At 46.9% G+C, this 24043-nt stretch carries 16 protein-coding genes; 8 read left to right on the top strand and 8 right to left on the bottom strand.

The annotated features are described in order from the left end of the window. Positions 1-430 precede the first annotated feature (430 nt). From QYT14_RS06030 to QYT14_RS06010, 5 genes are all read right to left on the bottom strand, one after another. On the bottom strand, positions 431-2296 hold the full coding sequence (locus tag QYT14_RS06030; protein WP_288325035.1) for an alpha-L-fucosidase: 1866 nt from the start codon (positions 2294-2296) through the stop codon (positions 431-433). Positions 2297-2307: 11 nt separating this feature from the next. Then, positions 2308-5382, bottom strand: coding sequence for a glycoside hydrolase family 2 TIM barrel-domain containing protein (locus QYT14_RS06025; RefSeq protein WP_288325034.1), 3075 nt, complete (start codon positions 5380-5382; stop codon positions 2308-2310). A gap of 18 nt (positions 5383-5400) precedes the next feature. Next, positions 5401-7710 (bottom strand): family 20 glycosylhydrolase, encoded by a 2310-nt coding sequence (locus QYT14_RS06020; RefSeq protein WP_288325061.1) that lies wholly within the window; start codon positions 7708-7710, stop codon positions 5401-5403. Positions 7711-7719: 9 nt separating this feature from the next. After that, positions 7720-9303, bottom strand: a complete 1584-nt coding sequence (locus QYT14_RS06015; protein WP_237039063.1) for a sulfatase — start codon at positions 9301-9303, stop codon at positions 7720-7722. A 159-nt stretch (positions 9304-9462) separates the two neighbouring features. Continuing rightward, a complete protein-coding gene (locus QYT14_RS06010) occupies positions 9463-10812 on the bottom strand; it encodes a threonine/serine exporter family protein (RefSeq protein ID WP_288325033.1) in 1350 nt (449 codons plus the stop codon). 231 nt (positions 10813-11043) lie between these two features. On the opposite strand from QYT14_RS06010, the gene QYT14_RS06005 reads away from it, so the two are divergent. The 6 genes from QYT14_RS06005 to QYT14_RS05980 all read left to right on the top strand — a co-directional run bounded on the left by QYT14_RS06005 (position 11044) and on the right by QYT14_RS05980 (position 16053). Further along, entirely contained in the window at positions 11044-11685 is a 642-nt protein-coding gene (locus tag QYT14_RS06005; protein ID WP_237039065.1) for a PASTA domain-containing protein, read from the top strand. Between the two features lie 20 nt (positions 11686-11705). After that, positions 11706-12779: an RluA family pseudouridine synthase gene (locus QYT14_RS06000; RefSeq protein WP_237039138.1), complete on the top strand. Its 1074-nt coding sequence runs from the start codon at positions 11706-11708 to the stop codon at positions 12777-12779. Next, positions 12776-13750, top strand: a complete 975-nt coding sequence (locus QYT14_RS05995) for a D-alanine--D-alanine ligase (RefSeq protein ID WP_288325032.1) — start codon at positions 12776-12778, stop codon at positions 13748-13750. Before QYT14_RS06000 ends, QYT14_RS05995 begins: the two co-directional genes overlap by 4 nt. Positions 13751-13767: 17 nt before the next feature. Further along, positions 13768-14925, top strand: a complete 1158-nt coding sequence (locus tag QYT14_RS05990) for an acyltransferase (protein ID WP_237039067.1) — start codon at positions 13768-13770, stop codon at positions 14923-14925. Between the two features lie 63 nt (positions 14926-14988). After that, positions 14989-15642 carry a NigD-like protein gene (locus tag QYT14_RS05985; protein WP_237039068.1) on the top strand — a complete coding sequence of 218 codons (654 nt, stop codon included), beginning with the start codon at positions 14989-14991 and terminating at the stop codon, positions 15640-15642. Positions 15643-15654: 12 nt separating this feature from the next. Then, complete coding sequence (locus tag QYT14_RS05980) at positions 15655-16053, top strand: rhodanese-like domain-containing protein (protein ID WP_288325031.1); 399 nt, start codon at positions 15655-15657, stop codon at positions 16051-16053. A gap of 203 nt (positions 16054-16256) precedes the next feature. Here the strand turns inward: QYT14_RS05980 and QYT14_RS05975 are convergent, their stop codons facing one another. Genes QYT14_RS05975 through proB form a run of 3 tightly spaced genes read right to left on the bottom strand, consistent with a single transcriptional unit; the run spans position 16257 to position 19616 of the window. After that, positions 16257-17225: an acetylornithine carbamoyltransferase gene (locus tag QYT14_RS05975; RefSeq protein ID WP_237039070.1), complete on the bottom strand. Its 969-nt coding sequence runs from the start codon at positions 17223-17225 to the stop codon at positions 16257-16259. Between the two features lie 42 nt (positions 17226-17267). Then, entirely contained in the window at positions 17268-18518 is a 1251-nt protein-coding gene (locus QYT14_RS05970; RefSeq protein WP_288325030.1) for a glutamate-5-semialdehyde dehydrogenase, read from the bottom strand. Between the two features lie 15 nt (positions 18519-18533). Continuing rightward, on the bottom strand, positions 18534-19616 hold the full coding sequence (gene proB / locus QYT14_RS05965; RefSeq protein WP_288325029.1) for a glutamate 5-kinase: 1083 nt from the start codon (positions 19614-19616) through the stop codon (positions 18534-18536). Positions 19617-20076: 460 nt separating this feature from the next. On the opposite strand from proB, the gene QYT14_RS05960 reads away from it, so the two are divergent. Then, positions 20077-21789, top strand: coding sequence for a PNGase F N-terminal domain-containing protein (locus QYT14_RS05960; protein WP_288325028.1), 1713 nt, complete (start codon positions 20077-20079; stop codon positions 21787-21789). 26 nt (positions 21790-21815) lie between these two features. Then, positions 21816-24008 (top strand): GH92 family glycosyl hydrolase, encoded by a 2193-nt coding sequence (locus QYT14_RS05955; protein ID WP_288325027.1) that lies wholly within the window; start codon positions 21816-21818, stop codon positions 24006-24008. Positions 24009-24043 lie beyond the last annotated feature (35 nt).

Genomic DNA, 24043 nt, shown 5'->3' with positions numbered 1-24043 from the left:
TTATCAGATATAAGGTTATTATAAGTAACTCACATTAACGAGAGCAAAGTTATGCCCTTTTCTGATAATATATAGTATAAAATCATCCGAAATAAAAAGAATATTTTCCACATTTAGTGTGTAAGGAATTACCGACGGAGGGGATAAGCAGCTAATAATAAAGCATTTTGGGGGATAATGAGGCCAACGTAGTCGCCAGATCGTCTGCCGTGGGAGTGTGTCAAAACTAAACCAGCCTATCCAATCGTCAGCTGTAGGGGCAGGGTTTGCCTGCCCGAAGACACAAAACAAACTGTTTTCGGGCGAGCGAACCTCGCCCCTACAAACTAAACGACAGCATTATCCACGTTTTGACAACCACCACTGCAAAACGATAATGAGAATCACTTTCGGCCACTGCCAAAAGAATATAAAGAAGTTATGTTTCCGTTTATTTCAACAAGACTCCAACCTCGCCAACGGTTGTTGCCGGCTTGTTGTTTATCTCGGCAGTCGGCTCCAGTTTAAAGTAGCGTGCCGGATATTTCTTACCGAACCGGACAAAATAAGGAACAGGATTGTGCATGATGTTGCTGAATTCTCCACTGGCATCACACTTCGTCCAGTTCTTTCCATCGGTACTGACATAGAAGTTATACTTATAAATCGTTCCCGTAAGGTCTTCTTTTTGTGCAGGTGCATAGCTGAAACCGATTATCTCCGATTCTTTACCCATATCCACTACCAAAGGAGTTAGAGCATTGGCAGTCCATGCTGTCTGGGAATCTCCGTCGATAGCATTAGCCGCTTCCGCCGGCATTCCCACCGTTTTCCAATCTTTCACCGAGACATCACTTAATTTCACTTTCGCATTCTTTTCTGTCAAAGGCTGTGCATAATAAAGACCGATGTTGGAAATATTGGCTGTCCCGCGAGCAGCATTTACGGTCACTCTCAACTTTTCCGCTTTGCTGTCGGAGAAGCGTACAAGACGTTTATAGCCAACCGTCGTTCCTTCTGCCACATGACGCCACGCACCATTGGTAAACACCTCAATCGTAAAATCTTCTATACGCTGTCCCTTGGAGATATCTTCCTGAATGAGGAATGTATTGACCAAAGCATCTTTTTTCAGTTTATACACTTTCGACTCACCGGCTTTGGCTGTCCATGCGGCATTACCCTTTTCTACCTGATTGTCGGCAAATGTTTTTTTGACATAAGCAGCCAGTTCCTTGATGCGGTTGGCATCATTCTCGTGAATCAAGCCGCGTCTGTCGGGAGGGATATTCAGCAACAGTACAGAGTTATAGCCCACCGACTTGAAATAAATATCAGTCAGATGCGCCAATGATTTTACCTGATTATCCTGCTCGGCATGGTAGAACCATCCCGGACGGATAGACACATCCACTTCCGACGGATACCAATACAAAGTCGGAGCCTTCTCTAATAAAGCACGGCTTCCCAAGTCTTTTCCGGTTCCTTTAATGCCCAACTTGGCATAACTTTCGTCGGCACCCGCATAAGAATGTGGCATAAGAGCCGTAGCGCTCCACTCGGTTTCACGCCCGATACCGCGTTCGTTGCCCACCCAACGGACATCATCACCCATAATGGCTGTCACAGCTTTCGGTTGCAGACGGCGGATGGTTTTCAAGATGGCATCCCAATCATAAATCTGCTTCTTGCCGTTAGGACCTTCTCCGTTCGCACCGTCAAACCAAACCTCGTGCACTTCTCCGTAATTGGTCAGAAGCTCGGTGAGCTGTTCGATAAAGAATTTATTGTATGCGGGAGAATCGCCATAACATTCGGCATTACGATCCCACGGAGAGAGGTAAACACCAAACTTAATGCCGTACTTGTCGCAGGCGTTGCGCAACTCACGGACGACATCTCCTTTTCCATTCTTCCACGGAGAATTGGCTACGGAATGTTTAGTTGTCTTGGTAGGCCAAAGACAGAAACCATCATGATGCTTGGCCGTAATAATCGCCATTTTGAAGCCGCCTTCTTTCAGTGAGCGCACCCATTGCTCACAGTCCAGTTCGGTGGGATTGAAGATAGCCGGGTCTTCTTTTCCGCTTCCCCATTCATTGCCGGTAAACGTATTGATACCAAAATGGAGGAAAGCGGTAAACTCCATTTGTTGCCACGCCAACTGTTGCGGAGTGGGCACCAGGCGAGAAGCCATATCCACTTTCTGTTCCAAGGTCGCCCCGGCAGGGAAGGTCACTTGCTTCTCATAATACTCCTGAGCTGGTGCACCTAAAAAGGCACAAACCAAAGCTGCGGTCAGAATTGTTTTTCTCATGTGTCTTGTTTTTATTTTGTTAAAGGGCGAATCATAAATTCAAATGTATGTTTTTGCACCGGGACAAGGTATTGAGGCAGCACACCCGGCCCGCAAGTAGCGGTACCCACTCCCGACTGTTCTGCATCGAGATGAACGGTTACGACACCTGTCCGTTGCAGTTCATTGATGTGGGTTGCTTTGTCCACATTCATGTCCGTGAAAGGAATGACGCTGAACTGAAAATGCTTGTCCGAACGGAAAGCCAATCCGTTACCCGCTTCATCCGTCAGGTTCATCCAACGTACATCCGTGCGATTTCCTGTTGCCTGCGGTTTTACATAATAATGGAACATACGCTCTGCATCTGTATGATAAATACCAATACGTCCCGACTGGTTACGGTCTGCATAAGTTTCGTGCTCACCGCGTCCCAAATATGAAACCTGGTTATAAGTATCCGGCATTTCAAAAGCCAGACCGACTCTCGCCAACGAGGTAACAACGGCTGTATCAGGAACAAACGTTGTCTTCACTTCCAGCGTACCGTCCTTTTTCAGCGCATACAGGAAGTCGGCAGTACCCACTTTACGGCCCTCGGCATTCAACAGCTCCACTTTGGCTTTGCCGCCTTTTGCAGACGATTCGACAAAGGTTGCCTTTTGAACCAGATTGTCCAAGCCCGCTTTTTTCCAGGCCCGTGCGCCACCTGTTCTCTCACGGTTGTCATTATCTGTGACAGGACGATAAAGACTCAGCACAACGGGAGATGCCAGCATTTCCTTACCATTATAAATATAAGAGCGCAATGCGCCTGTTTGCCGGTCAATATCCCACTTCACTTCTCCTTCCGGTTTGGGAGCTTGCGCATGGAAACTCTTGTTGGCAGGCAAGACAAACTGGTCATAAGCCACTTCAAAATCTGTACCGATAAATGGTTGGGGCGTATCAGGCGTCCAACTCAGATTAAGATAAGCTTCACGGATATCCGACGGCAGCTCTATACGTCCCAAAGCAAAATCAGCGGTTGCGTGGGGAGCACAGTCTATTTTGTGAATACCTTCTTTGATGACGGTTCCATTATCACCTACCACCTGCCAATGCAGCGTATATGCATTCAGATTGGTGAAGTCATACCAATTCTTCACCTTCAATGCAAGGTTGCGCCGGTCTGTCAGTGCCGACTTGATATACTGATAGTCTTTCTTCACCTCAATCAGATGAGGATGCGGTTCGCGAACGGCATTCACCAGTCCGTTACAACAGAAATTGCCGAAACTGGGTACCCCTTCGGGACCATAATCGCCTCCATAGCTCCAATACCATTTACCGTTTTCATCTATCTCGCGGAACGACTGGTCTACCCAATCCCAAATACAGCCGCCCTGTACAATAGGTTCAGACTCAAATACATCCATATATTCTTTCAATCCGCCACCGCTGTTACCCATTGCATGCAGATACTCGGTCATTATAAAGGGACGGTAAACTTTCGGTTCGGTCTGGCGTGCATACGCTCTGAGTACGTCCACACCGCGATACATACGGCAGTAAATGTCCGTATTGTAATTCTGCTCCGCGCGTTCATACTGTATCGGACGAGATTGCTCTATAGACTTCATCCAATCATAAGTACGTTCAAAGTTGATACCGTTTCCGGCTTCATTACCCAATGACCAAATCACAATGGCAGGATGGTTCTTTGAGCGTTCATACATACGCTGTATACGATCCATGTGAGCCGGCAGCCAGGTAGAGTCTTTTGCCAAAGATGCCGCACCGTACCCCATACCGTGAGATTCGATATTCGCCTCATCAATCATATACAGTCCGTAACGGTCGCACAACTGATACCAATAGGGATGAGTGGGATAGTGAGAATTACGGACAGTATTGATATTATGCTGTTTCATCAGTTTGATATCTTCTTCCATCAGTTCTTTGCTCACAGTACGCCCCAATTGGGAATGCTCATGGCGATTGGTTCCCTTTACCAGCACAGGCACACCGTTGATGCAGAACCGTCCGTCCTTTATCTCGGACGTACGGAAACCGACCGCACATCCGGTCAGCTCGGAAATTTTTCCATCGGTGTCCTTCAGCTCCAAAACCAACGTATAAAGATGGGGATGCTCTGCACTCCAAGGTTTTACATCAGGTATCCGTTGTTCTTCAAAAGCTATGAAGTTGCTAAGGCCTCTCGACTTAATCGGTTGCTCACCCTTCAGTACGGTTTTTCCCGCAGCATCCTCCAAGCGGTAAGACAAGGAAGAGACTGAAGCAGACGGCCCCTCAACAGTCGCTTCCACCCCGAATATACCTTCTTTATAATCTTTCTTATCCAAAGAAGAAATCACTTTATAGTCCGAAATATATTGTTTGGGAGTGCTGTAAAGATATACATCCCGCTCAATGCCGCTCAGCCGCCACATATCCTGACACTCCAGATAAGAACCTGCACTCCAACGGTATACTTCCAACGCAACCGTATTCTCGCCCTCCTGCAACTTGTCCGTAATATCCCATTCTGCAGGAGTCTTCGAACCCTGGTTATAGCCAAGCAGATGGCCGTTCACCCAAATATAATAAAAAGAGATTACCCCTTCGCAGCAAATTACCACCCGGCGGTCTTTCCAGTCTGCCGGTATGCTGAATGTGCGACGGTAAGAGCCGACTTCATTTTCCTCATAAGGCACCAATGGAGGATTCTTTTTGAAATGGAACATTTTGTCATCGAACTCATAAGTCTCGTTGACATAAATGGCTGTTCCATAGCCTTGCCGTTCCCAGTTGCCCGGCACACTGATTTCCGCCCAGCCTCCGTCATAGAAAGAAGGCTTATAAAAATCTTTCGGACGGTTGTCGGGGTTCTTCACCCAATGAAATTTCCATTTTCCATTCAGACTCATATAATAAGGAGAATCCTCATAATTTCCGTTCCGCACATCGGCTGCATTTTTATAAGGCCATACATACGAATGTGGAGCCAGTTTATTCAGCCCGACAGCATACTGACTTTGCCATTCAGGTTGTTGCTGTGCCATCATGGGAAGACACCATACGAAAGCCCAAAGGCCCAGTAGGGTTTCTGTTATTCGCTTCTTCATCGTTCTAAGTATTTTTGTTTATTCTATTATCAACTCGTCCACACATACCCGCGCTTCCTGCCCCGGACGCACGTGGGTAAGCGGACAGCCACCTGCACCAAAGAGGATGACACGCACATAGCGACCGGCATCATCCAAGTTGAACGGCAAGTTTTCTATAAATGTACCTTCGCGGAATATCTCCTCCGGCTCAAACTCTTTGGAAGCCACTTTCCAATATTCAATATCTTCATTGGAAAGCCACACCTCAACACGTTTGGGCTTATGCACTCCCATACCATAATTATTGATGCAGCCCAATACCAATTTATTCAGATGCTCTCTTTTTCTCAAATCCAGCGTAAAGGCAATGGAATCATTCCGTGTCCACGACGCCCATTCCGAATCGGTATATTTCAGGCTGCCGCGAACACCATTCACCATCACACGCTCCACCGGGTTACTGCGCAACATCCGTTTAGCCGTCGCCTTGTTCCATTGAATGGGTAAAGTCAAGGTCTGTCCCATCTGTTTACCGTTTTTAAAGGTAGCGCTTTTGATGGTTTGAGGAGTGGTAACTTGCCATTTGCGTTCATAAAGAGAAGACTTGGCTGTGGGCTGACTTCCGTTTGTGGTATAACGTATCTCCACATCGGGGCGGATACATTCCAACTCTACTTGCAGGCTGCCGTCCATCGGAGTCACTTTATGCTGTATATTGTACATGGAACGGGCATAAGTAATTCCTTTTACATCAAGATGTCCGGTAAAGTTATCCAGAGCCACCAAGAATCTGTCCCAGTCCTTGTGCACCGGGAAAGTCCACGCGCCTTCGGCTACTGCTGCCAGACGAGGGAAAATCAGGTATTCCACTTCTTCAGGCTTGTTGCAGAATTCAGTCCACATAGACCCCTGTATACCCATCAGCAATGAGCGCATCCCGGCTGTCCAACTTCGTTCCACCGGTTCATAATCATATACATCCTTCAATGTATTATTGCCGAAATAAGTGACCGGCTCAAACCATTGCGGACCTTGATAACGAATGAGGTACAACACGCGTGCCGGAGTCATCACGAAACGATGTCCCTGTTTGGCTGCCTTCAATGCAGACTGTCCGTATCCTTGCCAGCCAAAGATAACAGCACCATCGGGAATCTTGGTATTTGTCAGTTCATCCCACCCCATGACTTCGCGCCCTTTGCTCTTCACATAACTGCTCATACGTGCCATGAAGTAACCTTGCAAGTCTTCTTCATCCTTCAGTCCTTCTTTTTTCATCCGCGCCTGACACAGCGGACACACCTTCCAATGGGTTTTACGGGCTTCGTCACCACCCAAATGAATGTATTTGGAAGGAAACAATGCAACCACCTCGTCAATTATATTTTGCAGGAAAGTAAAGACACTGTCGTTGCCGGCACAATAAATGATATCCGCATGATTTCCGCCCAACCCGGGAAGCACACCGATAAATTTATCCACCACCGGACAAGCCAACAAAGGATAAGCAGCCAACGCCGCATTGCTGTGTGCCGGCATCTCTATTTCGGGAATCACCTCTATCCGGCGTGCAGCCGCATAAGCAACAATCTCACGAATATCATCTTGAGTATAGAAGCCTTTTTCCACTGTCGGTTCACCTTGACGCTGATTCCGCCGTTCGGGGAAAAGTTTGCCCGGACGCTCCACCCGGCTAGTCCCAATTTCCGTCAGCAACGGATATTTCTTTATCTCGATACGCCAGCCGTTATCATCCACCAGATGCAAATGCAACGTATTCAGTTTCAACATTCCCATACAGTCAATGATACGAAGCAAATTCTCCTTCGGAGTGAAAAAGCGGGCGACATCCACCATCAGTCCGCGATAGCCGAACCGAGGCTCGTCGGTGATAGTCATTGCCGGCACCACCCATTCCACATCATTCACTTTAACCGCACTTTCTATTGCCGCTGGCAATAGCTGGCGGATGCTCTGCAAAGCATAAAAGAAGCCTTTGGCATCAGCCGCCTTGACGGTTATTTTCTTGGGAGTAATCTCCAGACAATAAGCTTCGCTTTTTATGTTCTTGTCTGTCTGGAACACTAAATCTCCCTTTTTACTGTCAACTTTCAGTTTCGGGGTAAAGCCGGCGGCACAGGCAAACTGCTCGGAAAGCAAACGGATAACGGCAGCCTGTTCCTCCGTTTCGACCGCAAAAACTGTTTTGGGAGTAAATTGAAAGTTTCCCGTTCCAGGCACAACACTGGTCGGACGAGGCACTAAGGGTATGGAAGCGGAATTATCCGCCTCCATATCGACTATGGAAAAAAATAAGCCTAAAATTATCAGATAAATGTATCTCATCATCGTATTTTACTCTTTATCCCTGTCGGGAGAAAAACGGACAGGGTCATTATACTGTTCCTGCAACTTCAGTAATTCTTCTTTCAGTTCCTTCACCACAGGCTCATATTCAGCCTGTCCGTAGAGGTTATGCATTTCTGTCGGATCTGCCTGCAAGTCATACAGTTCCCACACATCGATGTCATTATAGAAATGAATCAATTTATAACGGTCGGTACGCACACCATAATGGCGTTTCACCATGTGCTCTGCTGGATACTCATAAAAATGATAATACAATGCATTACGCCAGTTCTGCGGATGCTCGCCTTTCAGTAACGGAAGCAGTGATACCCCATGTATGTCCTCGGGAACAGGAGCACCTGCCAGTTCAAGGAATGTAGGCGCATAGTCTATGTTCTGAACCATTTCGGTGATATCTCCTTTTCTGTCGAATCCTTTCGGCAGACGCATAATCAATGGTGTGCGCATGGACTCTTCATACATAAAACGTTTGTCAAACCAACCGTGCTCACCCATATAAAATCCTTGGTCGGAAGTATAGACCACCAATGTATTATCCAACAGATTCTTTTCTTTCAGATAATCAAGCACGCGGCCTACATTGTCATCCAATGTCTTCACCACCTTGGCATAATCACGCATATAACGTTGGAATTTCCAATCGGCGAGCTCTTTTCCTTGTGGATTCTTCTGATAGAACTCCTTGATGATAGGCGCATAGAAATCATCATATTGTTTGCGCTCTTCCGGTGTCAGACGCCCGATAAAGTTCAAATAAGCCGATTTCAAGCGTGAATCCTTATTCATATCCAGCATCTTGGTATCATACATGATATCCATATCTTTAAAGATACTCATCTCCTGCGCAGCGGCAGCCGGACGTCCCTCATAATCATCATAAAAATTATCAGGCATGGTGAAGGTTTTGTCTTCGTATTCGTTCAGATATTTCAACTCGGGCAACCAGTTGCGGTGAATGGCCTTGTGATGAATCAAAAGACAAAACGGCTTATCTTTATCGCGTTGGTTCTCCATCCAGTCTATACTCATATCGGTAATGAGGTTCGTCAGATATCCCTGCTTCTCTATCGTATCGTTTTGCATCGTAATGAAACGGGGATTGTAGTAATCTCCCTGTCCGGGCACAATCTCCCAATAGTTAAAGCCGGTCGGCAAGCTTTCCAAATGCCATTTGCCCACCAAAGCAGTTTGGTAACCTGCTTTTTGCAACAACTTAGGAAAAGTCTGCTGTGAAGAGTCAAATACACACGTCGTATTATCATAAAACTTATTGGCACAACTGTGCTTGCCGGTTATCATACAGGCACGACTGGGGCCACTCAAAGAGTTTGCCACAAAACTGTTGGTAAAGCGTACCCCATCATTAGCAATTCTGTCAAGGTTAGGTGTTTCCATATAACGTTTGTCATAGCAGCTCATCATCTGGGCAGTATGGTCATCCGTCATGATATAGACAATATTAAAAGGTTTCTGCTCCTCCGTTTTCTTCTGAGAAGCACATGAAGACATAGATGCCAAAGCCGTGACACCCGTCAAAGAATAAAGTAGGCCGGAATGTAGGTTATTCATAATATAATATTTTAATAATGCATAGATTTAATGCAAATATACAGATTATGAATCACTATCGGGAACAATAATTACTTTTTTAGCATCAAAAAACTCCGCATGGAGCAAGTTTTTCTAACTTACCGGCCATGCGGAGTTCCTTATAGATTAATCAACAGACTACCACTCAATAAATTTACCTCGTGCTTTGCGTTCTTCCAATTCTTTCTGAAGAAACTCCCGACGGTCTTTGGCAATATAACGGCGCGCAAAGATGTTGGGCACAGCAACACCCAATGATATACACAAAATAATAAGTGCAGAATTAATGCCGTTTGAGAAGGCGTTTGTCACCTCACCTATCACACCGTGCATATTAATAAATGCCAACAAGGAACGATACATCAATACACCCGGAACCATCGGAATGACCGAAGGAATTGTCAATACGTGATTCGGCACGTGAAACCAGTGTACGGCCTTCACCGCCAACAGGCTGACAACGAAACTTCCCATAAACGAACCGATGACCGGACCGTATCCCAGTTCAAAGTTCACAAAGTTACGGGTACACACGGCAATTATTCCACCTATAGCCACCACCCACAAAAGGCGGCGTTGAATATTAAAGATAGTGGCAAAGCCCATCGCTGCAATAGCCGCTGCAATAGCATACACCCAATATCCGTCATGCGGAACCATACTCAGTTCACTGAATTTCTGGTCAATCGTCACATCATTCATCACTAAAAGCCTCATCGCAAAGGCAATACCGAATGCCATGCCCCCTACCATCATGACCGTATTGGCGGCACGAGTGATACCCACCAGCAAATGATTATCAATCATGTCATCCACAAAGTTAATTAGCGGGACTCCCGGAACGATATACAGCGTACATGCCAATAAGGGATGATAAGGTGTTACAGACCATCCTGTAAACGAAAAGGCATACGCCAGACACGTGCAGACAAATGCCGAAATAGCAATACTCATGTACACATTTATCCCGAACTCTATGCAACGGGCACGGGTACGGAATCCGACAAAAGTACAGAGTGCGGTTATCAAGAAAGCAATCCAGTCACCACCAAACAATTTACAGAATCCGCCACAGGCAAATCCGGTACAGATGGCAACAACGTAAGGAGTATAATTACGTTTCTGATGGGCAATCTTCTCCAGTTCCTCCTCATACTTATCCAACGAATAATCCTGTTCGATGGCACGCCATGACAATTTACTGATTTTTGAAATGGCTTCCATGTTAATGCCATGTTTCTCACATTTTTGGAACTTGGAAAAAGAATGTTTCTCGTCACTTACATTAACCATCAACATAGTCCACCGGATATCGATGTGCAACTTATCTTCGGGGATGCCGAGATAGGCAGCGACACGCTTCATATTCCGCTCAATTCGATTAGTATCCGCAGCGCTCTCCATGAGCATTTTTCCTGTACGCAGCAACAGGTCCAGTTTGCGGCGTAATAATAGGACCTCGTGCTCGTTTGTTGTCTCGTTTGTCATCTTTTTAGCTTAAAATGTTAATCCTGAATTTAGAATAGGTTCGTTTTCGGGCCGCAAAGGTACAAAAATATCCATTATAATTATACGAAACAGGAGAAACGCTTTAATATAAATACGCTCTTCAGAAGAAAGAAGAAAAGATATTCGGCTATTTACAGATGATATTCGACTATAAATATAGGAACAATTCTGAATTTGTCGTATCTTTGACGCGGAATAATCTAACTAGTTATGGTAACATTCAAAGAATTCTTTTCGTTCAAGAACAACCGCTTCTTTTGGCTCAACCTGGTGGCCATGATTATTGTTGTGATAGCAATAGCTTTAGGAACGCTGCAATGGCTGGACAATTACACCCGCCATGGTGAAGCAGTGGTCGTTCCCAATGTAAAAGGATTGCCTATACGTCAGGCCGAAAACGAAATCTATAAACAAAATCTCAAGGCGGTCGCCATCGACTCCAGTTATGTCAAAGGGATGCCTCCCGGTGCCATACTGGAACAGAATCCTGCCGGAGGTTCAAAAGTAAAAGAAGGAAGAACGGTTTACCTCACCGTCAACATGGACAGTGCGCCCAAAGTGAGTGTTCCCGATATCATGGACAACAGTTCACTGCGCCAAGCCGAAGCCAAGCTGCGCGCTTTAGGCTTCAAGGTGGCCGAACCGGTATACATCAGCGGTGAGAAAGACTGGGTATACAGCGTCACTTACAAAGGCCGCACCCTGAATGCCGGCGACAAAGTTCCTCACGAGGCTTTATTAACCTTGCATGTGGGTAACGGCAATGACGAGTTGACCAATGACTCGACCTTGATAGACTCCACAACCACCGGTGACGATGATACTCCCGTGATAGACAAATCTTGGTTCTAACTATTCCAAATAAAGTGATGATGACAGAAGACTATGCGGATGAAATAGACGATACGCTGGATGATATAGAACGAGTGGTGGAAGACCCTTCGGAGCTATATGAACACTTCCGGGTAGTGGTGGACAAAGGCCAGTCGCAAGTGCGGATAGATAAATACTTGTTCGAACGGTTGGTCAACTCTTCGCGCAACCGAATCCAGAAAGCCGCCGATGCCGGTTTTGTCATGGCAAACGGCAAACCGGTGAAAAGCAGCTATAAAGTGAAGCCCTGTGACGTGCTGACAGTCATGATGGACCGTCCGCGTTACGACAATGATATTATCCCCGAAGACATACCACTGGACATTGTATATGAAGACAATGACCTGATGGTGATTAACAAACCTGCCGGACTGGTCGTACATCCGGGATGCGGCAATTATCACGGCACATTGGTCAACGCCATCGCCTGGCATTTAAAAGACAATCCCAAATATGATCCGAATGATCCGCAGGTGGGACTTGTCCATCGTATTGACAAAGACACTTCCGGCCTGCTGGTAGTGGCCAAGACTCCCGATGCCAAAACACACCTCGGGCTTCAATTCTACAACAAGACCACCAAACGTAAATATAATGCGTTGGTTTGGGGAATAGTAGAAAATGACGAAGGCACTGTAGAGGGCAATATCGGCAGGAATCCGAAAGACCGTATGCAAATGGCGGTATTAAGCGACCCCACACAAGGAAAGCATGCCGTCACCCATTACCGGGTTCTGGACCGGTTAGGCTATGTCACGCTGGTGGAATGTGTACTCGAAACCGGACGCACCCACCAGATACGTGTACACATGAAACATATCGGACACACCTTGTTCAACGATGAACGCTACGGTGGAAACGAAATTCTAAAAGGAACACATTTCAGTAAATACAAACAATTCGTAAACAACTGTTTCGAGACCTGCCCCCGTCAGGCACTTCACGCCATGACGCTGGGCTTTGTCCATCCCCGCACCGGCGAAGAGATGTTTTTCACCTCTCCGTTGCCCGAGGATATGACAAACCTGATAGACAAGTGGAGAAACTATATCAGCAACAGAGAAGAACTATGAAACGTACCATTGCGATAGTAGCCGGAGGAGATTCCAGTGAACTCCCCGTTTCCCTGCGCAGCGCACAGGGAATTTACTCTTTCATTGACAAAGAGCGTTATAACTTATATATAGTAGAAATGGAAGGCCACCGTTGGGAAGTCATCTTGCCCGATGGCACTAAAACTCCTATTGACCGTAACGACTTCGGATTCATAGAGAATGGCGAAAAGAAACTTTTCGATTTCGCTTATATCACCATCCACGGCACCCCGGGTGAGAACGGTATCCTGCAAGGCTACTTTGACTTGCTGGGTATTCCTTATTCCAGTTGCAACGTATTGGTTTCGGCAATAACATTCAATAAGTTCACCTGCAACCAATACCTGAAAGGATTTGGAATACGGGTATCCGAGTCCCTGATTCTCCGCAAAGGTTTTGAAATCACCAACCAAGAAGTAATCAGCAAAATCGGTCTGCCTTGTTTCATCAAACCGAATGCCGGCGGTTCCAGCTTCGGCGTGACGAAAGTCAAAACAGAAGAAGAGATTCAGCCAGCCATCGAAAAAGCCTTCCATGAAAGCGATGAAGTGATGATTGAAGCCTACATGAAAGGCACGGAAGTGACTTGCGGATGTTACAAGACAAAAGATAAAGAAGTGGTGTTCCCCATTACCGAGGTAGTAACCGACAATGAGTTCTTTGATTACGATGCCAAATACAACGGACAGGTACAGGAAATCACTCCCGCACGTCTTCCCGAAGACACGGCAGAACGCGTACGTCTGCTCACTTCCGCCATCTATGATATATTAGGTTGTTCGGGCATTATCCGCATCGATTATATCATTACCGAAGGCGACAAAGTCAACCTGTTGGAAATCAACACCACTCCGGGCATGACCGCTACCAGCTTTATCCCACAGCAAGTGCGTGCCGCCGGACTGGACATCAAAGATGTAATGACCGATATTATCGAAAATAAGTTTTAACTTAAATTAGAAGAGCCATGAACATACCAGCTGAATTTGATAAGATTCGCCCCTACACTCCCGAAGAGTTGCCGAAAATCTATGAAGAGCTAATCGCCGACCCAAGCTTCCGGGCAGTGGTAGAGTCTGTTATGCCGGGCATACCTTTTGAGGCCCTTGCCGAGAAGATGCGCCTATGCCGGACAAACCTGGAGTTCCAAAAAGCATTTTTTTACGGATTATTATGGGATTTGGTAAAGAAATGCGCCAATGGGCTGACATTCGACTGTTCTGCCCTGACGGACAAAACAATGAATTACACCTTCATTTCCAATCACCGTGATATTATCCTCGACTCCGCTTTTCTATGCATTCTGTTGATAGACCAAAAGATGAATACCGTGGAAATCGCCATCGGCGACAATCTGCTGATTTATCCCTGGATAAAGAAACTGGTACGTATCAATAAATCATTCATCGTGCAACGCGGTCTCAGCATGCGTCAGAAACTGGAAGCATCTGCACTGATGTCGCGCTATATGCACTTTGCCATCACCCATAAGCATGAGAACCTGTGGATTGCCCAACGTCAGGGACGCGCAAAAGACTCCAACGACCGCACTCAGGACAGTGTACTCAAAATGATGGCCATGGCGGGAGAAGGAGATGCCATCGCACGATTGAAAGAACTGAATATCGTTCCTCTCTCCATCTCTTACGAATACGACCCATGCGACTTTCTGAAAGCAAAAGAGCTACAACAGAAACGTGACGATGCCAACTTCCAGAAATCTCCGGAAGATGACCTTATCAATATGCAAACCGGACTTTATGGGTATAAAGGCCGTATCCATTTCCAGACTTCAGCCTGCCTGAACAAAGAACTGGATGAGATAAAGGAACGCAACTTATCCAAAACGGAAGTGTTTACCGCCATCTCCACACTGATAGACAAGCATATTCATCAAAACTATCATCTGTATGCCGGCAATTATGTGGCGTGCGATCTCTTAATGGGAGATAACCGCTTCGCCGAAGAATATACCGAAGAAGAAAAGAACAAGTTTGAAAAGTATCTGGAAGGACAGATAGCCAAGATTGATTTGCCCGACAAGGATATTCCTTTCTTGCGCAACAAGATTTTGACGATGTATGCCAATCCGTTAATCAACTATCTGGAGGCAGCCAAAAGCTAATCTCTCCGAATGACGACCCAACAAAGGTAACAGTACAGTTAATGATAAACAGATGATTTACCAATGAAGAAATTTATTCTTTTATGCCTTCTTGCCCCTTCATTGCTCACTGCTTGTAGCGATGACGATTATGTCTATCCCAATGTCTTGACCGAAATGACAGACTTGGTGACAGACCATACGGGAACGGCGGCTTATCTGAAAAACGACGAGGGGATAATGTGGAGCATACAGCCCCGCGCCGGTCTGGACGGCTTGACACCCGACAGCGTTTACCGTACTGTTACCATGTACGCCCCTGTCAATGATTCTGAATCATCGTCACTGAAAGCTATCCTGTATAACACACAGTCGGCCATCTCTCCCATTCCCAAAGCAAAAGATACATTCAAGGAAATACATACAGATCCGGTTGCCATCCAAAGCATCTGGAGAAGTGGCAGTTACCTGAACCTGATAGCACTGGCAATGGTGAAAGACCGCACACACGAGTATCATTTCATCGACAACGGAATTACCCACAACGAGGACGGCACAAAGACACTGCATCTCACTCTCTACCACGACCGCCACAACGATGTGGAAGGTTTCAGCCGCAAAGTCTACCTTTCTGTTCCTCTTTGGGCTTACGCCGACGTATTGCAAGAGGGAGACGAGATTGTCTTTACACTGAATACCTACAAAGAAGGGATGACCAGCCGTTCATTTACTTATTAATAAAAAAGCGATATGATTAAAACCATTTATTTTGTGTTCTTTATCTGCGCCTTTGCACTCGGATTATGGGCATGCACAGGAAAAGAACAAGAGAAGTTCAAAAGCTTATCAACACCCCAATTCGAAGAGTTGATAAAAGACAATAAAATCCAGTTGGTGGATGTGCGCACCGTCGCCGAATACTCGGAAGGGCATATCCCCGGCAGCCTGAACATCAATGTAATGGACGAGAACTTTGCCGCCGCCGTTGATGAACTGTTGCAGAAAGACCAACCGGTAGCTGTATACTGTAAAAGCGGAAGAAGAAGCCGCAATGCAGCAAAACTCTTGGTAAAGAAGGGATTTAAAGTCTACAATCTGGATAAAGGTATCCTAAACTGGATAGACGAAGGCATGGACATCGAGAAGTGATAACCGACTTCAATAATGAGGGAATCATGGGGTGGTGTCAAAACGTGGATAATGCTGTCGTTTCGTTCGTAGGGGCGAGGTTCGCTCGCCCGAAAACAGTTTACTTTGTGTATTTGGGCAGGCAAACCCTGCCCCTACAGTTGACAAAGTGACAGGTCACTTTAGTTTTGACACCCCCAACCATATTCCACTTGACTTGACAACTATGACTCCAACCCTTGCAACAAACGTTTCAGCACCACTGTTGCAGAAATCTCACGATTGGCAGCTTCGGGAATCACCAACGAAGTAGGCGCTTCAATCACATCATCCGTCACAATCATATTTCTACGGACAGGCAGACAGTGCATAAAGAAAGCATTGTCGGTAACTGCCATATGAGCTGTGTCTACCGTCCAACCCATATCTTTACTCAGCACCTTACCATAATCCTCCGGACGAGTCACACCCGGACAAGCCCAGTTCTTGGCATAAATAAAATCAGCTCCCTCAAACGCCTTCATCTGATTATACTCCACTTTGGCATTGCGGACAAACTTAGAATCAAGTTCATAACCTTCGGGATGAGTAATAACAAAATCCACATCAGCCTCATTCATCCAGTCAGCAAAAGAATTGGGAACAGCCTGCGGAAGCGCACGCGGATGCGGTGCCCAAGTCAACACCACCTTAGGACGTTCTTTCTTCTTATATTCCTCAATAGTAATCAGGTCGGCAAAAGCCTGCAACGGATGGCCCGTAGCAGCTTCCATCGAAAACACCGGTTTACCCGAATACTTAATAAACTGATTCAGAATCTTTTCCGTATAATCATCTTCACGGTTCTCAAAATGAGCAAAAGAGCGCACACCGATGATATCGCAATAAGAAGCCATCACCGGAATGGCTTCCAGCAAGTGTTCACTCTTATCACCATCCATAATCACACCGCGTTCTGTCTCCAACTTCCATGCACCTTGGTTCACATCGAGCACAATAACGTCCATGCCCAGGTTGCGTGCAGCCTTCTGAGTACTCAAGCGGGTGCGCAGGCTGTTGTTGAAGAATATCAACAGGCAAGTCTTATGCTTTCCCAGGTTTTCATACTTGTAGCGGTCTTTCTTGATTTCAAACGCCTCAGCCAAAGCTGTCTTCAAATCACCCAAATCGTGTACATTTGTAAAGTATCTCATAATTCGTTCTATATATATAATGTGTAATTTCTATTTCACCGGTCAGTCTCTTACCTGTCCTTCTCCACGGATTATCCATTTATACGTATTAAGCTCCTCCAATCCCATCGGCCCGCGGGCATGAAGTTTCTGCGTACTGATACCTATCTCCGCGCCAAGCCCGAACTCGCCGCCGTCTGTAAAAGAAGTCGGAACATTGACATAAACACACGCCGCATCCACCGCTTTCATAAAATAGTCGGCAGAACGGCTGTCCTCCGTCACAATACATTCACTATGGCCGGAACCGTATCGGGTAATATGGGCCACCGCTTCTTCAGGGCCGGAAAGCACCTTGACAGCCATTTTATAGTCCAGGAATTCGGTACCATAACTCTCACTTGTGGAAGGGCGGAGCAGTTCCGCAGGATAACTTTCCCGCAAAGCCGCAAAAGCTTCCCCATCGGCATATATAGTCACATTGGAATATTGCAGACCACTGCACAACGCCGGAAGGTCAGTCACACGCTCCCTATGCACCAACACGCAGTCCAAGGCATTGCATACACTGACCCGGCGAGTTTTTGCATTCTTGATAATAGTGGCCCCCTTCGTCACATCACCGCTCCTGTCAAAATAAGCGTGACACACGCCGGCTCCCGTCTCTATCACCGGAACAGTGGCATTCTGACGGACAAAATCAATCAGTCCTTTCCCGCCGCGGGGAATCAGCAAATCTACATAACCTCTCGCATTCAACAGTTCGGCAGCAGATTCATGATCAGGCGGAAGCAGAGCAACAAGTTCAGGACTCAATCCCTGCTGTATCAAGACCGAATGAATGACCGATACGATAGCCCGGTTGGAACAATCGGCATCACCTCCCCCTTTCAGCAGGCAAGCGTTTCCCGACTTAAAGCAAAGTGAAAAGACATCCAGCGTAACATTGGGACGCGCTTCGTACACAATACCGATAACGCCGAAAGGCACACTAACCTTCGTCAACGTCATGCCGTTGGGACGAACCGTTTCGCTCAATACCCTCCCTGCGGGAGACGGAAGCCGCGTCACACTGCGAATGCCTTCGGCAATGCCGTGAATACGTTCGGCCGTCAGCTTCAGCCTGTCATACTTCGGATTAGACTCATCCATCCTTGCCAAGTCTTTGGCATTCTCCGACAAAATCTGTCCGGCTTGCGCTTCCGTGGCATCCGCCACGGAACACAAGACCTCATTTATCTTTGCCTCCTCGCAAAAAGCCAGACTCTTGCCGGCTTCCCGCACCTTCTGAAAAGTATCTGTCAGTCTTCCCATTACTGTCAAGTTTGATTAATCCAAATACAGATAATCATAATGTACCACCGGCTTTTGGCCATGTCTGCCCATCAGCTGACGCGCTTCTTCCGAATCGTAACCGGCACGCCCCACTCCTATTTGCTTTCCCTTGTGGTCTATGATTTTCACAATATCATCTTTCTCGAAATCCCCTTCTATGGCAACGATGCCGACCGGCAGCAAACTCACTGCCTTCTTTCCTTTCAACACTTTCACCGCCGGTTCGTTCAAATGTAATTCCCCTTTTGCAAAGCCTTCGCTGTGAGCAATCCATTTCTTTACGCTCGACACCCCATCCGTAGCCGGAATAAAACGAGTACACACCGTTTCTTCGGGATGCAGCAACACATCGACCAATATATTCTCCCTCTTCCCGTTTGCAATAATGACGGTAATGCCTTCATCCGCCACTTTGCGGGCAATGGTCGTCTTTGTCAGCATCCCTCCCCTCCCGAAGCCGGACTTCTCTGTCCTGATATAGTCTGAAAGGTCTTTTCCCTGCTCCACCTCTCTGATTACCCGAACGCCGGGAGCAGAAGGCGAACCGTTATAGATACCGTCGATATTGCTCAGGATGACCAGTGCCTGCATATCCATCATCGAGGCAACCATGCCCGAAAGCTCGTCATTGTCGGTAAACATCAGTTCCGTCACCGATATGGTATCGTTTTCATTTACAATCGGAATCACTCCGTTCTCCAGCATCACCATCATGCAGTTGCGCTGATTGAGATAATGGCGACGCGTGGCAAAACTTTCTTTTGTAGTGAGCACCTGCCCTACGGCAATGCCATGCTCGCGAAACAATTCATAATAGCGGTTTATCAGTTTGGCTTGCCCCACAGCGGAGAAAAGTTGTCGCTGGTCAACACTGTCCAACTTTTTAGAGGGCTTGATTTCACTTCTTCCCGAAGCAACGGCTCCCGATGAAATCAAAATCACCTCCACTCCCGCCTTGTGCAGTTCCGCTATCTGGTCTACGAGTGCCGACATCCGTGTCACATCCAGCGTGCCATCTTTGCGCGCCAGCACATTGCTTCCAATCTTTACTGCTATCCTTGTAAACTGATATGCCATTTCTTTCATTAATTTAGAAACACAAATATAGGTATTTAAATCAATCTGTAAGGTGAAATAAGCTAAAAATTAACCCATAGTTCATTTGTACGCCTTTATTTCCATTCCCGTCATTTGCAGCCACAGTCTCTTTCTTCAGCCTGACTAAGCATTTTCGTCCTTTAGGTTAAGCCCTTTCATACGGTAGACTACTACGGTCTATTGCCGCAGACCGTACAGTCCACTACAACGGACCGTACAGTCCACTGCCTGAGTTCGTACAGTCCACTGCCGCAGTCTGTAGTAATCTGCCGCTTACAGAGGCTTGGATGTCCATAAGAAAAAGCTTAAGCATACGAATAAAGACTCTAATCTATAAAATTATTGCTCAAGACACGCTCTAAGATGCAATCTTTTACGGATTTATGATTAACTTTGCCTATTATACAATCATTCCAATTACCAACTATTATCACTTAATATGAGAAGAACCGGAATAAAAACTGTATGGTTACTGATGCTCTGCCTGCTGACCGTTTCGGCAGCCTCTGCACAAAACCTTCAAAGGAAAGTAAAGAATGCCAAAGGGATTGAAGTCATTTACCAATCCAGCTACAAAGGTAAAATCCGCCCCGGAGAGCTAATGATGACCGTATCGGGCAACCAGGTTGCACTGGAAAGTGTATGGTCCGAAAAGGAAAAAGAAACGACGGCCGGAAACGCCCTTGAGGACAAACAACCCGTCATTAAAAGCTATATCGATTACGATAGCCGCGAAGCCTATAAGTGGGCAGAGTTGCCTGACGGAAAAATTATCTCCGCAGCAACCCCTTTTGAGTTCGGCAAAGGATTTACTCCTGCCGGCGAAGGCAAGCATCTGGGACTGAACTGCAAGATAGTGCGTACTTCCATCAATTCAAACACCATAGAAGTATGGTACACCAATGATATTCCTTTCCGCGGAACACCGCAAGCCAATGTCGGTGTGCCCGACGGACTGGTGCTGAAGGTGGTGCGCAACGGCGACATGATACAAGAAGCTTCCACCGTCACCCCTCTCAAGAAGACACAAGAACTATTGCCGGCTTCGTGGGGAGAAAAGATGGATGCGGCCGATTATCAATATACCATCAACCAAAGTGGTGTCATCACCGTTCCTGTATTCGACCAGGAAACCATTTGTTTCAACAATGCCAAATTGCCGGATACGCTGGAAGACGGAATGACTTACAGCGCAGGAGGCGGAACCATTATCCTGAAAAAAGTGAAACTGCCGGAGTCAGCAAAGAACCGCAGCATCTTTGTAGAAGTTGCCCAATACTCGGACGGCGACGCATACGACCGTACCGGCTCTGTCTTTGTAATCCCGACCGACAAGAAACAATCTTTTCTGGATGCCATACGGAACCTGAAAGACGTACCGGCTTTCCAAGCCAAAGACGGCAACTATCCGGCCCTCATTTCGACAGAAGATTATGAGGCTCCTGTAGAACTGATGCGTTTCTTTACCGGTTTCGGTGTACGTAAGTTCAACCACAACAAAGTGAAAGGGCAACATTGGGTAGACTCGGTCATCTACAAATCAGAGGTGACTCCTCTCGCCTCACAACTGCAAGGCGAAGTATGGATAGGAGCCTACATCGGCAACTGGGATGCCAAAGGCCATCGCCTCTCCCTGAAACTGAAGTATTATCCCGACGACGAACGCCGCGTAAACAAAGCCATGCCTTTGTTCAACACCGTGAATTATCTGGAACAGGCCGGACAAGCCTACCCCATCTTCTTCCTGAATGACTCTCTGCGTGTGAGCTTCACCCTAGAAGAACCGGTCAAAAACGCACGCCTGTTCTATCTCACCACCGGACATGGCGGTTGGGGAAACGGAGATGAATTCAATCAAAAGCCCAATACCGTTTATCTGGATGGCAAGAAAGTGATTTCGTTCATCCCCTGGCGCGATGACTGCGGAACGTATCGTAACTCCAATCCTTGTTCGGGCAACTTCTCAAACGGTCTGAGTTCTTCGGATTTGAGCCGCTCCAATTGGTGTCCCGGTACGGTAACTACGCCCGAATATATCTACTTGGGCGATTTGGAAGCAGGAGAACACACCCTCTCCGTCCGGATACCGCAAGGAGCTCCCGAAGGAGGAAGCAACAGTTACTGGTGCATCTCAGGCACACTACTTTATTAATCCGTTCATTATTAAATTAAATACCAATGAAGAAAAGTTTCTATTTTCTATGTACATTAGCCCTGACCGGGACATTGTTCAGCTGCAACCCCACTGAGAACGAACCGGCGGAAACAGACTACACAAAGTACGTGAACACCTTTATCGGGGCTGCCGACAACGGGCATACTTTTCCCGGTGCCTGCCGTCCTTTCGGCATGATTCAAACCAGTCCGGTCACCGGTGCGGTGGGCTGGAGGTATTGTTCCGAATATGTCAATAATGACTCCATCATCTGGGGATTCACTCAAACACATCTCAACGGAACCGGATGTATGGATTTGGGCGATGTGCTCGTCATGCCTGTCACCGGAACACGCACCCGCGCCTGGGATGCCTACCGCAGCCGTTTTTCCAAAGAACAGGAAGCCGCCACACCGGGATATTATACGGTAGAGCTGGCCGAACCGAATGTAAAGGCAGAACTGACTGCCACCCCTCATGTAGCCTTGCACCGCTACACCTATCATAATGCCGACTCCGCTTCCGTCCTCATCGACCTGCAACATGGGCCGGTGTGGAATGAAAACCAATATCACTCTCAGGTAAAAGAGTGTGAAGTGAACTGGGAAGATGCCCAAACCCTGACCGGGCATGTACGCAACAGCGTTTGGGTCAATCAGGATTATTTCTTCGTGATGAAATTCAACCGCCCCGTCACCGATACCATCTACCTGCCTATGAGCGAGACAGAAAAAGGGAAACGCATCGTTGCCTCTTTTGATATGCAGCCCGATGAAGAACTGCTGATGAAAGTCGCTCTTTCCACTACCGGCATAGAGGGTGCCAAGAAGAATATGGAAGCCGAAGTGCCCGCATGGGACTTTGAAGGAGTGAAAAAGACGGCACATGACGATTGGAACAGCTATCTGAGCCGTATTGACGTGACCGGAACAGAAGATGAAAAGACCAACTTCTACACTTGTTTTTATCATGCACTGATTCAGCCTAACCAAATTTCGGATGTAGACGGCCTTTACCGCAACGCTGCCGATTCCATTGTAAAAGCAGGGACAGGAACATTCTATTCCACTTTCTCATTATGGGATACTTATCGTGCCGCGCACCCGTTCTATACACTGATGGTTCCCGAAAAAGTGGACGACTTTGTCAACTCACTGATAGAACAGAGCGAGGTGCAAGGCTTCCTGCCCATCTGGGGATTGTGGGGCAAGGAAACTTATACCATGGTAGGCAACCACGGCGTATCTGTCGTTGCCGAAGCCTACCGCAAAGGATTCCGCGGATTTGATGCCGAACGCGCTTTCAACGCTATCAAGCAAACCCAGACCGTATCGCACAAACAAAAATCCGATTGGGAAACGTACATGAAATACGGTTACTTCCCCACTGATTTGATTAAGACCGAATCTGTCTCTTCTTCCCTCGAATCGGTATACGACGATTATGCAGCCGCAGACATGGCTAAACGTATGGGTAAGACAGAAGATGCAGCTTACTTCTCCAAACGTGCGGATTTCTACAAGAACCTGTTCGATACGGAAACCCAGTTTATGCGTCCGCGTAATTCGGACGGAACTTGGAAGAGTCCGTTCAACCCCAGTCAGGTGGCGCACGCCGAAAGCACCGGTGGCGACTACACCGAAGGAAATGCGTGGCAATACACTTGGCATGTGCAACATGATGTTCCGGGGCTAATCAGTCTCTTTGGCGGTGAAGAATCTTTCTTGAACAAGCTTGATTCGCTGTTCACACTCAAATTGGAAACGACGCAGGCAGATGTCACCGGCCTCATCGGACAATACGCTCACGGCAATGAGCCTAGCCATCACATTACTTATCTATATGCTTTGGCAGGACGTCCCGAACGTACGCAGGAATTGATTCGCGAGATTTTTGATACCCAGTATCGTCCCGAACCCGACGGCCTTTGCGGTAATGACGATTGCGGACAAATGTCTGCATGGTACATGTTCTCTGCCATGGGATTCTATCCGGTCGATCCGGTAAGCGGAAACTATGTGTTCGGTGCTCCGCAAATGCCGAAGATTGTGCTTCATCTGGCAGACGGAAAGACATTCACCGTTATTGCAGAGGGTATTTCCAAAGAAAATAAATACATCGACAGCATTACACTGAACGGCGAACCCTATACCAAAAACTATATCTCACACGAAGATATATTGAAGGGAGGAACATTGGTGTATAAGATGAAATAATTGTATTCTGAAATATAAAAAGGCGTACCGAAAAT

The organism is uncultured Phocaeicola sp., assembly GCF_948499155.1.
In the GTDB taxonomy this organism is placed as follows: Bacteria; Bacteroidota; Bacteroidia; order Bacteroidales; family Bacteroidaceae; genus Phocaeicola; species Phocaeicola faecalis.
The sequence above is the reverse complement of the archived record's forward strand: the minus strand, read 5'-3'. Positions and strand labels throughout refer to the sequence as shown.

Bases quoted from the DNA above. Each gene is read 5' to 3' on its own strand.
- QYT14_RS05985 (WP_237039068.1), top strand. From the start codon at position 14,989: ATGAAGAAATTTATTCTTTTATGCCTTCTTGCCCCTTCATTGCTCACT.
- QYT14_RS05975 (WP_237039070.1), bottom strand. From the start codon at position 17,225: ATGAGATACTTTACAAATGTACACGATTTGGGTGATTTGAAGACAGCT.
- QYT14_RS06015 (WP_237039063.1), bottom strand. From the start codon at position 9,303: ATGAATAACCTACATTCCGGCCTACTTTATTCTTTGACGGGTGTCACG.
- QYT14_RS05990 (WP_237039067.1), top strand. From the start codon at position 13,768: ATGAACATACCAGCTGAATTTGATAAGATTCGCCCCTACACTCCCGAA.
- QYT14_RS06025 (WP_288325034.1), bottom strand. From the start codon at position 5,382: ATGAAGAAGCGAATAACAGAAACCCTACTGGGCCTTTGGGCTTTCGTA.
- QYT14_RS06000 (WP_237039138.1), top strand. From the start codon at position 11,706: ATGACAGAAGACTATGCGGATGAAATAGACGATACGCTGGATGATATA.
- proB (WP_288325029.1), bottom strand. From the start codon at position 19,616: ATGGCATATCAGTTTACAAGGATAGCAGTAAAGATTGGAAGCAATGTG.
- QYT14_RS06010 (WP_288325033.1), bottom strand. From the start codon at position 10,812: ATGACAAACGAGACAACAAACGAGCACGAGGTCCTATTATTACGCCGC.
- QYT14_RS05970 (WP_288325030.1), bottom strand. From the start codon at position 18,518: ATGGGAAGACTGACAGATACTTTTCAGAAGGTGCGGGAAGCCGGCAAG.
- QYT14_RS05980 (WP_288325031.1), top strand. From the start codon at position 15,655: ATGATTAAAACCATTTATTTTGTGTTCTTTATCTGCGCCTTTGCACTC.
- QYT14_RS06030 (WP_288325035.1), bottom strand. From the start codon at position 2,296: ATGAGAAAAACAATTCTGACCGCAGCTTTGGTTTGTGCCTTTTTAGGT.
- QYT14_RS05960 (WP_288325028.1), top strand. From the start codon at position 20,077: ATGAGAAGAACCGGAATAAAAACTGTATGGTTACTGATGCTCTGCCTG.
- QYT14_RS05995 (WP_288325032.1), top strand. From the start codon at position 12,776: ATGAAACGTACCATTGCGATAGTAGCCGGAGGAGATTCCAGTGAACTC.
- QYT14_RS06020 (WP_288325061.1), bottom strand. From the start codon at position 7,710: ATGAGATACATTTATCTGATAATTTTAGGCTTATTTTTTTCCATAGTC.
- QYT14_RS06005 (WP_237039065.1), top strand. From the start codon at position 11,044: ATGGTAACATTCAAAGAATTCTTTTCGTTCAAGAACAACCGCTTCTTT.
- QYT14_RS05955 (WP_288325027.1), top strand. From the start codon at position 21,816: ATGAAGAAAAGTTTCTATTTTCTATGTACATTAGCCCTGACCGGGACA.